At 45.9% G+C, this 15217-nt stretch carries 8 protein-coding genes; all 8 read left to right on the forward strand.

The genetic code is table 11. From position 1 onward, the window contains the following. The first annotated feature begins 3 nt into the window (after positions 1-3). Positions 4-1221 carry a hypothetical protein gene (locus BN8908_RS02985; protein ID WP_148453158.1) on the forward strand — a complete coding sequence of 406 codons (1218 nt, stop codon included), beginning with the start codon at positions 4-6 and terminating at the stop codon, positions 1219-1221. Positions 1222-1525: 304 nt separating this feature from the next. Further along, positions 1526-4381 carry a glycoside hydrolase family 2 protein gene (locus BN8908_RS02990; RefSeq protein WP_021987332.1) on the forward strand — a complete coding sequence of 952 codons (2856 nt, stop codon included), beginning with the start codon at positions 1526-1528 and terminating at the stop codon, positions 4379-4381. A 64-nt stretch (positions 4382-4445) separates the two neighbouring features. Continuing rightward, positions 4446-6083, forward strand: coding sequence for an FAD-dependent oxidoreductase (locus BN8908_RS02995; RefSeq protein ID WP_021987331.1), 1638 nt, complete (start codon positions 4446-4448; stop codon positions 6081-6083). A gap of 122 nt (positions 6084-6205) precedes the next feature. After that, positions 6206-7843, forward strand: coding sequence for an FAD-dependent oxidoreductase (locus BN8908_RS03000; protein ID WP_021987330.1), 1638 nt, complete (start codon positions 6206-6208; stop codon positions 7841-7843). Between the two features lie 218 nt (positions 7844-8061). After that, entirely contained in the window at positions 8062-11148 is a 3087-nt protein-coding gene (locus BN8908_RS03005) for a SusC/RagA family TonB-linked outer membrane protein (RefSeq protein WP_222860026.1), read from the forward strand. Positions 11149-11173: 25 nt separating this feature from the next. After that, positions 11174-12652 (forward strand): RagB/SusD family nutrient uptake outer membrane protein, encoded by a 1479-nt coding sequence (locus BN8908_RS03010; RefSeq protein ID WP_068688987.1) that lies wholly within the window; start codon positions 11174-11176, stop codon positions 12650-12652. A gap of 212 nt (positions 12653-12864) precedes the next feature. Continuing rightward, complete coding sequence (locus BN8908_RS03015) at positions 12865-14337, forward strand: sialate O-acetylesterase (RefSeq protein WP_161945852.1); 1473 nt, start codon at positions 12865-12867, stop codon at positions 14335-14337. A gap of 121 nt (positions 14338-14458) precedes the next feature. Continuing rightward, on the forward strand, positions 14459-15151 hold the full coding sequence (locus BN8908_RS03020; RefSeq protein ID WP_021987326.1) for an SIMPL domain-containing protein: 693 nt from the start codon (positions 14459-14461) through the stop codon (positions 15149-15151). The last annotated feature ends 66 nt before the right edge of the window (positions 15152-15217 follow it).

Consider the following 15217-nt stretch of genomic DNA (forward strand, 5'->3'; position numbering starts at 1 on the left):
AAAATGGGACGAATCGGATTATTAGTAGCATTTGTTTTGTGGGTCGGAGTGGGTATGGCTCAGGAACCGGAGATCAGAAATACGATAGAGAAATTTCGTCCGACCAACGGATGCCGGATTCCGGCGGATATCAAATTCCGTCTGGGAGCTACCCATGTAGGGGGAAAATATTGCCTGACGGAGGAACCTTTTATTATAGAAGGAGCAAAGAAACTGAATGAATTGGGGTATGGTATTATCAAGTTGTGGTTTGCCAACGGAGAAGGGAATCCGAAAGGATATATGTACCATTCGGACTGGAAAGTGACCAGACAAACGACTTTGAAGGAGTTAGCGGAACATCCTTATTACCGCCGTTGTTTTGATATGCCGTTTTCGGTATTCGCGTTGAGTATTTCGGATGGATTTCCGGGGAATTCGACGAAGGATCTGACTGTCTCTCTCGCTAAGACGGAAGAGGATATCTATCGGTTGTCGCTTTATCTGTTGCAGACATATCGGGACCGGGAGATTACGTTTATCATACAGAATTGGGAAGGCGACTGGTTGTTGAGAGGAGGAACCGGACCGGATGCCCACTGGGAGATAAACGGAGCTCCGGCAGATTGGAAGTTGCGGGTGGAAAATATGTGTAAGTGGGTAAATGCCCGCCAGCGGGGGGTAGACCGGGCCAGGGCAGAGGTGAAGGGGGGGAAGTGTAAAGTATACCATGCAGTCGAGGCCAATCGTGTGATGGATGGGCGAAACGGAGTGCCCTCGGTGGCAACGCATGTACTTCCCGGGGTAGAAATCGATATGGTTTCCTGGTCGGCGTATGACGGCGTTTCTGAAGACGGTGTAAAGATGTATGAAGGAATTTGTTTTTTAAAGCAGAATATGCGCCCTACGGCTGAAATGAACGGAAAAAAGGTGGTGTTTATCGGAGAGATCGGTTATCCGGAGAATATGGCGAACCGAACGAAAGAAGAGGTTGTCCGGATGTGGGATACGTTTATGGCGGTGTATCTGGCGTTGGATATTCCTTATGTTTTTCATTGGGAATTGTATTGTAATGAGTTGAAGGCTGACGAATTCGACCGCAAGCAATATCCGTTCCGCTCTGCCGCCGATATGCGCGGATTTTGGCTGATTCGTCCCGATGGCTCGAAAAGCTGGGCTCAGGAATATCTGGAATCGGTATTGAAATGTGCAGGGGAAAGGTATGATAGAATGGGTCAATAAGTTGCAAGGTGATAGAGTTCATAAGGATTTTAGGTTTTAGATTATAAATTGAAGAATGGAGCCGGTGGGAAAATTACATGAGGGGACGGACTCATTGTGTAATTTATAATTTTTGATTCACGGTTGGGGATGGGTTTGATAAGGACGTGCTTTATAGAAGAGGGTATCGGTATTTGCCGGTGTCGGATAAGTTTCAAACCGGTTTCTCTGTGCAATTTGGGAGAATACTGATCGGGGTTTGAAATACAAAGGTAAAAGGTGTTGTAGGTTTAGGTGTTAAAATGAAAAATGAAATAATATGCGAATGAAATATGTATGGTGTTTGGTGCTGGCTTTGTGGATAGGCGAATCCGGAGCGCAGTCACGGTTGAACTTTGGAGAAGCTTATCCGCAGGGCCGGACGGATTTGCCTAAGTCGAAGGTTCCTTTTCAGAAACCGGAACGTAAGCCGAAGCGGAATGAGGTTTGTGTTCCGGAACGAAAAGGGGAGGCTGAATATTTTTTACGGACGGGCTGGGAGCTTGCCGAAGCACAAAAACTGACGGCTTCCGGACAGTCGGTGTTCGACCTGGATTTGAATACGAAGAATTGGTATAACGCTACTGTACCTGGAACGGTGTTGACCACTCTGGTGAATGAAGGGGTATACCCCGATCCGTATTGGGGATTGAATAACCTGGCGATTCCGGATTCGCTTTGCCGGACAGATTGGTGGTATCGCCTGGTATTTGAATGTCCGGTAGAACAGATTGGAAAACGTTGTTTTATCGTCTTGGACGGCATTAATTACCGGGCTGAAATCTGGCTGAACGGAGTGAAGCTGGGACGGATGGACGGAGCTTTTGTACAGGGAAAGTTTGATGCTACCGGATGTATGAAGACGACCGGAAAAAACGTGTTGGCGGTTCGTATTTTGCCTCCTTCCAATCCGGGAATACCGCAGGAACAGAATGGAATGGATCATGGAAATAACGGAGGAGTACTTTGTCTGGACGGTCCCACTTTTATATGTACGGAGGGCTGGGACTGGATTCCGGGTATACGTGACCGGAATATCGGTTTGTGGCAGGATGTCCGGCTGGTATTTACCGGAGCCGTTGTTTTAGAGGATATACGGGTGATGACGGATTTGCCTTTACCGGATACGACACGTGCGGATCTGTATGCAGAGATCGGGCTTGTAAACCGGGAAGCTGTAGCAAAGCGGGGAAAAGTCGAATTATCTGTAAACGATGGAGTCGTGACGAAGGATTTTGTTTTAGAAGCTTCGGCAAAACAGCGGCTACGGTTTGATCCTACGGAGTTTGCTGAATTGAGATGGCGAAATCCCCGCTTGTGGTGGCCGAACGGTTACGGAAACCCTTGTTTGTATGAAGCAGAAGTCCGGGTGTGGGTGGAAGACCGGGTATCGGATTGCCGGAAAATTCGTTTCGGAGTGAGGGAATTGGAATATGAGTTGACGGTGGATGCTGAGGATCGGGAAGATGTACGCATCCTGTTCAATCCGCAGAAGGCTTATGCAGCCGGAAAGCCGGTAATCGATAATTTAAAACGGCGGAAAGTCGGTAATTTGTATTTCCCTTCTCTGAAAACCGGTTTGGATGCAGAGGGTATTACAGTTTTGGGAAATGATGGTACGGAGCCTTATCTGGTGGTCCGTGTAAACGGGAAACGGATTTTTTGCAAAGGGGGTAACTGGGGAATGGACGATGCGATGAAGCGGGTAGCGAGGGAGCGGATGGAACCTTATATGCGTTTGCATAGGGAGCAAGGATTCAATATGATACGTAATTGGACAGCGGAGAGTACGGAAGAGGTGTTTTATGATTTATGCGATGAATACGGAATACTGGTGTTCAATGATTTTAGCATGTCGACCGAAGGGATCAATCTGTTACCGGCTGATTTCAATTTATTGCTGGAAAATATTCGTCAGATTGTGGTGCGTCACCGCAACCATCCTTCTATTGCTTTGTGGTGTCCCCGTAATGAGGGATTTGCTCCCGGGTATCTGGAGAACGGTATTTCGGATATTATCGCCCGTCTGGACGGCACCCGCCATTATATCGGTAATTCGCGCACGATGAATACGATCAAGAGCGGTCCCTGGCAATATACCTTACCTGTGAACTATTTTAAAATGGCGGCGGGTTTTGCGAATGAGGTCGGATCGCCCTCGCTGCCGACAGCGGAATCCGTGCGGAAAATGATGGCAGAGGAAGATTTATGGCCGATCGGGGATGTATGGTATTATCACGACTGGTTGATGGGGAAATGGGGGGATAGTCCTTTGATTCAGGGGTATCAGAATGGTATAAACCGGCAATTGGGGGAATCATCCGGGGTGGATGAGTTCTGCCGTAAAGCGCAATTGCTAAATTATGAGAGTTACCGGGCTATTTTCGAAGGCTGGAACAGTAAGTTGTTCGGTTCTGCTACCGGTGTGTTGTTATGGATGAGTCATCCGGCCTGGCCCAGTATGGTGTGGCAGACTTATAGTTGGGATTATGAAACTCCGGGGGCTTATTTCGGGGCAAAAAAAGCGTGTGAACCTTTGCATGTGCAGTGGAATCCGTTATCCCGGAAAGTAGAGGTGGTGAATGCTTCGCTTCGGGAATATAAAAATCTTACGGCAAAAGTTTGTATATATGATTTGAAGGGAAAGAAGTTGTGGGAAGAACGAGGAACTGTACAGTCGGCATCTAACCGGATGTGTGAGGTTTTTGTGTTGGAAGAAAAAGCAAATTGGCCGGAAGTGTATTTTATCCGCCTGGAATTGAGGGCGGGAAAACAGCTTTTGTCGGAAAATTTTTATTGGGAAACGACTTCTCGTACGGCAAGGGATTTTACGGTTTTGAATCGTTTACCCGTTACCCGGTTGACGGGGAGATGTCGTGTCCGTGAGGAAAATGGAATTGTAAAAGCGCGGATTATCGTGGAGAATCCGACCGATAAAGTGGCACTGGCTGTAAAATTAAATGTCCGGGACAAGGATACCGGAAAAGCAGTTTTGCCTGCTTACTTTTCCGACGGCTATTTTACCCTTTTGCCTTTTGAAAAGAAAGAGATCGGACTTGAATTTACTGCCGATGGGAAAAATAACCGGCAGATTACGGCAGAAGGATATAATGTGAGATTACAGGAGTTGTCCGATCTGTGATCCGGATTTCAGGGGAGTTAGACCGGTTGAGGGGAATATTTGTGGAAAGAGAAATAAAATAACTATGAGAAAGAGAAGTTTGTATTTGATTTTGTTGTTATGTCTGGAAATGGTTGCCGGTGCTAAGGAGCGTGTATATTCCGCCGATATTGTGGTGTATGGAAATTCGTCCTCGGCGGTTGTCGCTGCCGTACAGGTTGCCCGGATGGGGAAAAAAGCTCTGCTGGTCGCTTCGGATGCTTGTCTGGGAGGTTTGACGGCTTCCGGTCTGGGAGCTACGGATATTAACGAGTACAGGGCTGTCGGTGGGATCAGCCGGGAATTTTACCGGCGTGTGTATCAGTATTATCAAAATCCCGGTGTCTGGACAGTGATGGGGCGTGAGACCTATTTCGATGCTATCCGGAAACGGGTGTTTACGGGAAGGAATACGGATGCACAGATGCAATGGGTGTTTGAACCGCATGTGGCACAATCGGTTTTCCGGGAAATGCTGCTGGAAGCCGGAGTACAGGTTATATACGGGAAACTGGACCGGGCAAAGGGAGTGATAAAGAAAGGGGGCCGTATTGGTACGATTGTATTGACAGACGGGACCCGTTGTAACGGAGGTATGTTTATTGATGCTTCCTATGAAGGGGATTTAATGGCAGGTGCAGGTGTTTCCTATATTGTCGGCCGGGAGGCGAATACCGTGTACGGAGAATCGGTGAACGGAATATTGCCGAACGGTCATGTGAAAAAGAGCCGGGTGAAAATCGATCCTTACCGGATAGAAGGGGATACTTCTTCGGGGGTGTTGCCTTATGTGGAGGTCGGTCAGCCCGGAAAAGCAGGGGAAGGTGATAAACGGCTGCAAGCTTATTGTTTCCGTTTTACTTTGACGGATGTTGCTGCAAACCGGAAAGAGATCACCCGTCCGGAGGATTATCGTCCCGAATGGTATGAATACATTATCCGTCTCTTGCAAGGAAATCTGGACTGGACATTGAAAAATATACTGACGATAACTCCGATGCCGAACGGTAAATCAGATGTGAATCATGCGGATTTTGTCGGAGCGAATTACGGCTGGCCGGAAGGGTCTTATGAAGAGCGGGAAGAGATGAAGGCTTTGCATCGTTCTTTTACGTTAGGGTTGATTTGGTGTTTGTCTCATGACGAGCGGGTGCCGGTAAATATCCGGAAGGAAATGTCTCGTTGGGGATTGGCAAAGGATGAGTATCGGGATAACGGGAATTTTCCTTACCAGGTGTATGTACGTGAGGCACGGCGGATGATCGGGGAATATGTCATGACGGAGCATGAGGTGACCGGCGTGAGGGAGGCGCCTGAGGCTGTCGGATTGGCTACATACTGGTTCGATTCGCATATCGTATCCCGGTTTGTAGATGAGAAAGGAGCGTTACGGGATGAGGGCGGTTTTTGGAAGAAGCAGACGGTATATCCGGTGGCATACGGTAGTATTATACCCCGGCGGAAAGAATGTGAAAATTTATTGGTTCCGGTATGTCTTTCGGCTTCACATGCGGCTTACGGGTCCATTCGTATGGAGCCTGTCTATATGGTTTTAGGGCAATCGGCAGCGATAGCGGGAGTACTGGCTTTGGAACGGAAAGAAGCTGTCCAGGAATTACCTTATGCCTTGTTAGCGGATAGCTTGAAGCAGCAGGGGCAGATTTTAAAATGGGAAACGAAATAGCTTTGTCTGAAATCCCGATATGCGATCAGGGAGCGTGGTGTAGATGATCTTTATCAGAAGGAGGAAGCATGTGATTTGTGAATGGAATAACGGATGAAAATAAATACTTAAAACAGAATACGATGAAATGGAATGACTTGGGAATTATTGTTTTGATTCTGTTCGGCTGCCTGCGTCTGGAGGCAGCCGGATATGACGTGGTTGTATATGGGGCCAGCAGCGGAGGTGTTACGGCGGCGGTACAAACAGCCCGGATGGGCAAGCGGGTTTTGTTGATCAGTCAGGACGGGCATGTCGGTGGACTGACGGCTTCCGGTTTGGGGGCTACGGATATTAATCAACGGGAGGCGATCGGCGGATTGTCCCGGGAATTTTATCAACGGGTATATGATTATTATTCCCGAAGTGAGGTTTGGACGAATCCGGAAGGCTGGGAATACTACAGCAGACAATTGGGAAAGTATTTTTGGAGGGGAAAAAACGATAGTTTGCGGATGCAGTGGATGTTCGAACCTCATGTGGCGGAAAAGATATTTCAGGATATGTTGTTGGAGGCTGGTGTAGAGGTTGTGTTCGGAGAGCGGTTGGATTTGCAGGTGGGGGTAGAGAAAAAGGGAAACCGGATTGTACGGATAAGAATGGAGAATGGCCGTGTATATGAAGGTCATATGTATATCGATGCGACGTATGAAGGGGATTTGATGGCTTTGGCCGGAGTTTCGTATACGGTGGGACGGGAAGCGAATGCTTTGTACGGAGAGACGATGAACGGGATATTGCCGGGAAAATTTGCCCATAAGAGTAACGTAAAGATAGACCCTTATGTGGTGGAGGGAAATTCCGCTTCCGGCCTGTTGCCTTTTGTCGAGGCCCGTGTACCTGGTGTAAAAGGGGAAGGCGATCATCGGGTGCAGGCTTATTGTTATCGTTTTTGTTTGTCTCGTGATCCGGATAATCAGCGTCCGATTGAGCGCCCGGAGAATTACGATCCTTTGTGGTTCGAGCATATTTACCGTTGGGTGAAAGGAAATCCCGGTGTTACGTTGAATCATATTTTAACTTTGACTCCGTTGCCTAATGATAAAACGGATGTGAATCATGCTGACTTTGTGGGGGCAAATTATCTTTGGCCGGAAGGAAACTATGAGATACGGGATTCGCTTGCCGGGATGCACCGGGATTATGTACTCGGTTTGTTGTGGTTTTTGGCCAATGACCGCCGTTTGCCCGACGATATACGGGGGCAGATGCGTTTGTGGGGACTGGCGAAAGACGAGTTCCGGAACAACGGGAATTTTCCGCATCAGATTTATGTCAGGGAAGCCCGGCGGATGCAAAGCGATTACGTTATGACGGAAGCGGAGGTTACAGGGAAAAAGGTGGCTCCCGAATCGGTGGGGCTGGCGACTTATTGGTTTGATTCGCATGTAGTGAGCCGTTATGTGGATGAAGAAGGGGCATTGCACGACGAAGGTACTTTTTGGGACAAGGAAAATATATATCCGGTCAGTTATCGTTCGATCTGCCCGAAGGAAAATGAATGTACCAATTTGCTGGTACCGGTATGTCTTTCGGCCAGCCATGCCGCCTACGGTTCGATTCGTATGGAGCCCGTATATATGGTACTCGGTCAGTCGGCTGCCGTTGCCGCTGTTCTGGCCATAGAAAATAATAAGAGTGTCCAGCGTTTGTCTTATCTGAAATTGAAGCAAGCCTTGCTTTTGTATCATCAGATTGTAGATTGGAAGAAAGAGAAGTAAACGGAATGTGGGTTCGTTTTAATGCTTATTTTCCAGATTTATAGGGATATGTATGTCGTATTGTATCGGGATTTTATGAGAAATGTTAAAAAATGAGGCTGAAATTTTCAAAAAAGTATAATAAAGCAACAAAAAAAGTGAAAGTATTCAACAAAGGGACTGATACATTTGTATCAACGAGATTTCTTTAAATGTAACAGATTTTAACTATGAAACACATGATTGACTTATTTGATTCATTCAAACCAGGAAAACGTTTCCGTCCGGGAAATTTTTCGTTGATGGTATGTTTGCTGGTTTTGGGAATGTTCGGTTTTTCATCTTACGGCTATGCGCAGGACGGATGGGTAACCGGAACGGTGACGACGAAGCAGGGAGAAACTCTGATCGGGGTGTCTGTTTTGGAAAAAGGAACATTGAATGGGGTAACTACGGATGTTAACGGAAAGTATTCGATAAGAGTTTCCGGGAATGCCGTATTGCAGTTTTCATTTGTAGGAATGAAGAAACAGGAAGTAGGGGTAAATAACCGGAGTTTGGTGAATGTTGTGATGGAAGAAGAAACAGAAAACCTGGAAGAAGTAGTGGTTATCGGATACGGTGTTGTACGGAAGAGAGATTTGACGGGAGCCGTATCTTCGGTATCTGCCGAGAGTGTGAAAGGTTTGCCGGTAAAATCGGTAGATCAGATGATACAGGGGCGTGCTTCCGGAGTATTTATGGTACAGAATTCGGGAATGCCGGGAGCCGGAGCTACGGTTCGTATCCGGGGAGGAAATTCGATTTCGGGTGGTAATGAGCCTTTGTATGTAATCGACGGGGTACCTGTTTATGCACAGGCAGGAAGTAGCCAGACGACGTTGAGTCCGCTGAATACGATTGCGACTTCGGATATCGAATCGATAGAGGTGTTGAAGGATGCTTCTTCTACAGCGATCTACGGAGCCCGTGGAGCGAACGGGGTTATTCTGATAACGACTAAAAAAGGAAAGGCAGGACGTACGTCAGTATCTTTCGATATGTATGCCGGATTTCAGAATATCCGCAAAAAATATAAGTTACTGAATGCGGCGGAATTCGAACAGTTGGCGAATGAAGCTTCGGTAAACGGAGGCGGACAGGCAATATATGACCCCAATGTGATTCCGGAGACGACGGATTGGCAGAAGCTGGTTCGAAATGACAATGCATTGACACAGAATTACCAGTTGTCGATATCGGGCGGTGATGAGAAAACGAAGTTTTTGACTTCTTTCAATTATCAGACGCAGGATGGTATTATCAAAGCAACTGAGTTGGAGCGTATGACTTTTCGGGGAAATCTGGAACGTATCGTATGTCATGGATTGAAATTCGGGACGAATCTGTCTTTGGCTCATGTTACGACGAATAAAGCCGGGGTTAGCGCTTTGGAAATGATGTTGGTGGCTCCTCCCAATATTCCGGTAAAAGATGCGGAAGGTAAATATACGAAGCAGAACCGTCTCGGGGAAATTTTTACGAATCCGATGGCTGTCGTGAATGATAAGGTAGATAAGAATAAACAACTTCGTGTTTTGGGAAATGCTTTCGGAGAGTGGGAGATTATTAAGGGACTGACTTTTAAGTCGACGATCGGCCTGGATTTGATACATTCGGACAACCGTTCTTATACGTCGATGACGATCAATGCAGGAGAAGTTGTGAACGGTGACGGGAATGCCAGCAATGACAAGACGTATACCTGGGTAAATGAGAATACATTGACTTATATCCGGGATTTCGGACCACATGCCGTCAATGCGTTGGTCGGTTTTACACAGCAGGGAAGCCGTTGGGAAATGATGAAAGCAGGTGCACAGGGATTTTTGAACGACAATTTGCAGATGAATGACCTGGGATCGGGGACAGTAGCTAAGACCCCTTCAACCGGGGTATCCGAATGGAGTTTGATGTCTTATCTGGCACGAATCAATTATTCGTATAACGGAAAATACATGTTGACGGCTTCTTTTCGTGCTGACGGTTCCTCTCGTTTCGGTGCCAATAACCGTTGGGGCTATTTCCCGTCGGCAGCCGTTGCCTGGCGTGCTTCCGAGGAAGGTTTTATCAAAGACCTGAATGTGTTCAGTAACCTGAAGATCAGGTTGAGTCACGGTTGGATCGGCAACCAGGACGGTATCGGAACTTATCCTTCCATTGCTTTGCTGGATAAGATGGCAGCCGTATTCGGAGATACGAAATACATGGGATACGGACCTTCGCAGGTTGCTAATCCCGATTTGAAGTGGGAAACTACCCGGCAGACAGACCTGGGTATCGATTTTGGTTTCTTTAACAACCGTTTGAATCTGACCGCTGATTTTTATTATAAGAAAACCACTGATTTGTTGTTGAATGTGAAGATTCCGGCAACTTCGGGTTTCGATTCGGCTTTGAAAAATGTCGGATCGGTGGAAAACAAAGGACTTGAGTTGAGTTTAAGCGGAGATCCCTTTGTAGGTGATTTTTCCTGGAATTCCAGTTTTAATATTACATTCAACCGGAATAAGGTGTTGAGTCTGGGTGGAGAGGAATCTATCGTACCGGCGGGAGGGAATAAGAGTCAGGGAATGGATGTATCGCGTTTGTTAAAAGTAGGAGAACCGATTGGTATTTTCTACGGTTTTGTAGGAGACGGAACTTTCAGCACGACAGATGATATCAAGAATTCGGCTCAGCCGAAAGCAAAACCGGGAGACATCCGTTTTAAAGATTTCAGTGGTTCGGATGGAAAACCGGATAACAAAATCGACGATTATGACCGGAAAATTATCGGTTGTGCACAACCGGATTTCTACGGCGGTTTTACGAATACATTCTCGTATAAGAATTTTGATTTGAATGTGTTTATTGTTTTCTCTTACGGTAATGATATATACAATGCCAATAAAGCCCGTCTGGAAGATATGCAGGGTACCTGGAATCAAAGCCGGAATGTGTTGAATCGCTGGACTCCGGAGCATCAGAATACCCCTGTTCCGAGGGCATTGACGGCTAAGGCTACCAGCCGTTCCTGGGATTATCTGATCGAAGACGGTTCTTATCTGAGAATCCAGAATATCCAGTTGGGATATACTATTCCGGAGAAAATCCTGAAGAAAACACGACTCATACGTTCGGCCAGGGTATATGCTTCGTTACAGAATTTCTTCACTTTTACGAATTACAGCGGATACGATCCTGAAGTCAGTCTTTATGGACAGGATAATGTCGGTATGGGATATGATTACGGTTCTTATCCTTCGGTGAAAACCGTGTTATTCGGTTTAAACCTGAATTTTTGATTGATGATTTTAAAAGATTGGAACGATGAAAAAATATATGATTTTTATGGTGGGTGCTTTGTTGGGATTGTCCGGATGTGTGGATCTGGATTTGGTCCCGGAAGGCTCAATGGCTCCCGATAACTTCTTTAAAAGTGAGGGAGATGCGAATTCGGCTGTTATTTCGGTTTATTCCGGACTGGGTAGTCATTATATTTACAATCAGTACTCAGAAGTGATGAATTCGCAGGGTACGGATGATGCCGAATGGGGAAACGGACGGAATACGTCCAATGCGGATAAAAACGATCTGGATAAGTTTACCTTCAGTCCGGCGACCAAACTGGTGTATGAGTTCTGGCGGACTCAGTATACCGTAATCAATCGCTGTAATTATGCCATCGATAATATTTCGGTTATGGGCGAGGACAGGATTTCTTTGAAAAAGAAAAATCAGTTTATAGCGGAAGCTCGTTTTTTGAGAGCTTTGTTGTATTTTAATTTAGTGCGTACTTATGGTAAGGTACCCTTGGTATTGAAAGAGACGACTTCTTTAAATGATTTGAAGGTAGCGAGAAGCAGTGTGGATAGTGTGTATTCACAGATTATTTCGGATCTGGAGTTTGCAGAACTGAATCTGCCCCGTAAAGGAGAGTATGCTTCGGCTGATCTGGGACGGGCTTCTAAGGGAGCGGCCAAAGGGTTGTTGGCTAAAGTATACCTGACAATGAAAAAATATGATAAAGTAGTGATCAAAACCGAAGAAGTGATGGGTATGGGGTATCAGTTATGGGATAATTACGCCGATAATTTTGATCTGACGAAAAAGAACGGACAGGAATCTATTTTCGAAATACAGTATAAAGCCGGTACCGGTAATCCGGGAAGTTCCTATAACGGCTATTTCCGGCCTCCTTTTGTGAAAATTAACGGTTGGTCGGGATATGGGGATAATCCGGTTACTAAAAATCATTATGATGCTTATAAACCGGGTGATTTACGCCGGGATGTAAATGTAAGGTTGTATACCCGTGAGGAATATCCCAATATGGCCAGTTCTATTCTTTATCCCTATTATTGCAATAAGTATCTGGATTTTTCAAAAGAAGCAACAGTAGAGAACAGTGGAAACAATTATCCAATCCTGAGGTATTCGGATATTTACCTGATGCGGGCTGAAGCGTTGCATGCTCTGACACCTGGGAGTTCGGAGGCTTATGAGTGTGTGAATAAGGTCAGAAGACGTGCTTTCGGCAAACCGATAGATACACCTTCCGATATTGACCTGAAAACCGGTTTATCACCGGAAGAATTTTTGGATTCTGTTTTGTATGAGCGGCGTTTGGAATTTGCCTTTGAAGGTCAGCGGAGATTCGATTTATTGCGTACTCATAAACTGAAAGAAGCAATGGAAGCCCAGAATCCGTCTATCGCTGCTGCAATAGAGGAAAAACATTACCTGTTACCTGTGCCGCAGCTTGAGCGCGAAAGTAATTCTTTGCTCGACCAGAATCCGGAATGGTAAATTACGATTGTAAATTTTCGGATTTATGATTTCGGATTAAGATGCACAAACTGTTTGTGTTAGCGGGAGTGAGGGCATGTGTCGTTTGTGTAGGTAGATATAGAGTTGAATTAATCTGTTAGATAGATGGATCCCGCGAATGTACCGATCATTGATAGTACAGTTCGCGGGACTGTCTGTTTATTGGGAAGCGGTTGTTTAAAATGAAAGTTATGAGAAAATATATTGTTTTTTGGTTGTTATGTTGCTTTTGTCATCCGGTTGCCGGTTTTGAGTTGTCTTCCGTATTACAAAGTAATATGGTGATACAACAGGGAAAACCGTTTTGTGTATGGGGGACTGCACGTGCGGGTGAGAAACTGACGGTACAGGCCGGGTGGACTCCGGAAGTGTTGAGAGTAGAAGCTGATGAGGACGGGAACTGGGAGTGCCGGATCAAAGTACCGGACGTGAAGTCCGGGGATTTTACTTCTTATCGTTTGGAAGTGGTTGCGACGGATACGACTGTCGTGCTCGAAAATCTTGTAATAGGGGAGGTGTGGTTTTTTTCGGGACAATCGAATATGAATATGACGATGGAACCTTTTTTGCCCTGGCATAAAGGTATATTGAATCATGAGCAGGAAATCGCTTCCGCCGATTATCCGTATATCCGCCTGTTTACAACGGTTTTGAATCCTTCGGATTTGCCCACGGACCGGGTGGGAGGGACCTGGCAGGAATGTACTCCTGTAACCGTCCGGAAGTTCAGTGCCGTTGCTTTTTCTATGGGCCGTAAATTGTTCGAAACGTTGAATGTTCCGGTGGGATTGGTGGTTTCCTCCCGGGGAGCGATGTCCTGTCAGGCTTTTACGTCACGGGAGGTGTTGGAAAATGTGCCGGTTTTGAAAACGAAATATCTCGATCCCTGGCTTTCGGCTCCGGAGCAGGTAAAGGAGGGGAATGTGCCTTATAGATTGTATAACGGTATGATCTATCCTTTTCGTCATCTTTCGATACGGGGTTTCGGCTGGTATCAGGGTGAAAATAATTGTAATGACGGGAATTGCTATGCACTTTTGTGTGCCGAAATGGTGAAAGGTTGGAGAAAAGTTTTCGGGCAGGGTGATTTGCCTTTTTATTTTGTACAGATGACGCCTTATAGCTGGAAAAAGAATGATTTTTACGGCGGACATTACGCTGTGTTCCGGGAAGTTCAGGAGAAGACAATGCGTTTATTGCCCCATAGCGGAATGGTGGTAACGATGGATATCGGGGAAACAGAATCTATTCATCCGGTAAATAAGCGTCCGGTGGGAGAAAGAATGGCGGCATTGGCTATGCGACGGGTGTACGGATACAAAACGGTGGTATGTGAAGGTCCGATGTATAGCAGGGTACAATATAAAGGGAAACAAGTGGAGGTGTGTTTTAAAAAAGGGTCTTTGGGTACGGGTTTACGTACAAATGACGGGCAAATGCCTGCGCATTTTTACCTGGCGGGGACCGATAAACGCTTTTATAAAGCGAAGGCTGAAATTGTCGGGGACCGAGTCGTATTATCGGCACCTGCAGTGAAGAAACCTGTGGCTGTGCGTTATGCTTTTCTGACTTACCCGCTTACGAATCTGGAAAATAAAGAGGGTTTCCCCGCTTGTCCGTTCCGGACGGATAGTTGGACGGATGTCGTATATACCGGAGAATAGTCCGGGTATAACGATCCGTCGATTATACAAGTTTTGCCGGTTTCGGAAGGAGATCTGTAAGGTTTGTATAATCGGCGGATTTTTTATATCTTGCTTGCAGATCATTTAAATTATAGCGATTATGAAAGTGTTATATGTATTGTGTTGCCTGATTTTATGGGGCTGGGGAGGTATGGCTCAAACGGGGGAAAAAAATTTTATCGACCAGAATTATGTAGAAGTGACCGGGACAGCAGAGCTGGAAATCGTACCGGATGAAATTTACCTGCGTATTGTAATCAGTGAGAAGGATAAAGGGAAAAAAAGTGTGGAGGAACAGGAGAAAGAAATGGTAAATATTTTGAAAAATCTGGGGATAGATGTGCATAAGGATTTGGCAATCCGGGATTTGTCCAGTGATTTTAAATACTATCTGCTGAAGCGTACGGCTATACAAACGGAAAAAGAATACCAGCTTTGTATGCATGGAGCAGATAAGATCGGTCGTTTATTGACAGATCTGGAAGCGGTAGGAATTTCAAATATTTCAATTTTACGGGTGGATCATTCACAGATAGCAAAGTTTCGTCGGAAAGTAAAGACAGATGCCGTTAAAATAGCGAAGGAGAAAGCCGAAGATTTTGCCGGGGCAGTCGGGCAGGAGATCGGGCGTGCATTGTATATCAGTGAAAATGAAGGTGGCTATTATCCCCGTCAGAATGCAGTAGCCAATGTGCGTGTCAGAGGTGTGGGCTCGGTTGACAGTACGCCTGTTTTAGATTTTGAAAAAATACCGTTGAAATATACGGTGGTGGTGAGGTTTGAACTGAAATAGGACTTGTCGTATTGGATTGAGCCCGTTGTGATTAAGATTGTAAAAGTGCTACCTTTTTTCGTGTGG

It is taken from the genome of Culturomica massiliensis, from assembly GCF_900091655.1.
Lineage (GTDB): Bacteria > Bacteroidota > Bacteroidia > Bacteroidales > Marinifilaceae > Culturomica > Culturomica massiliensis.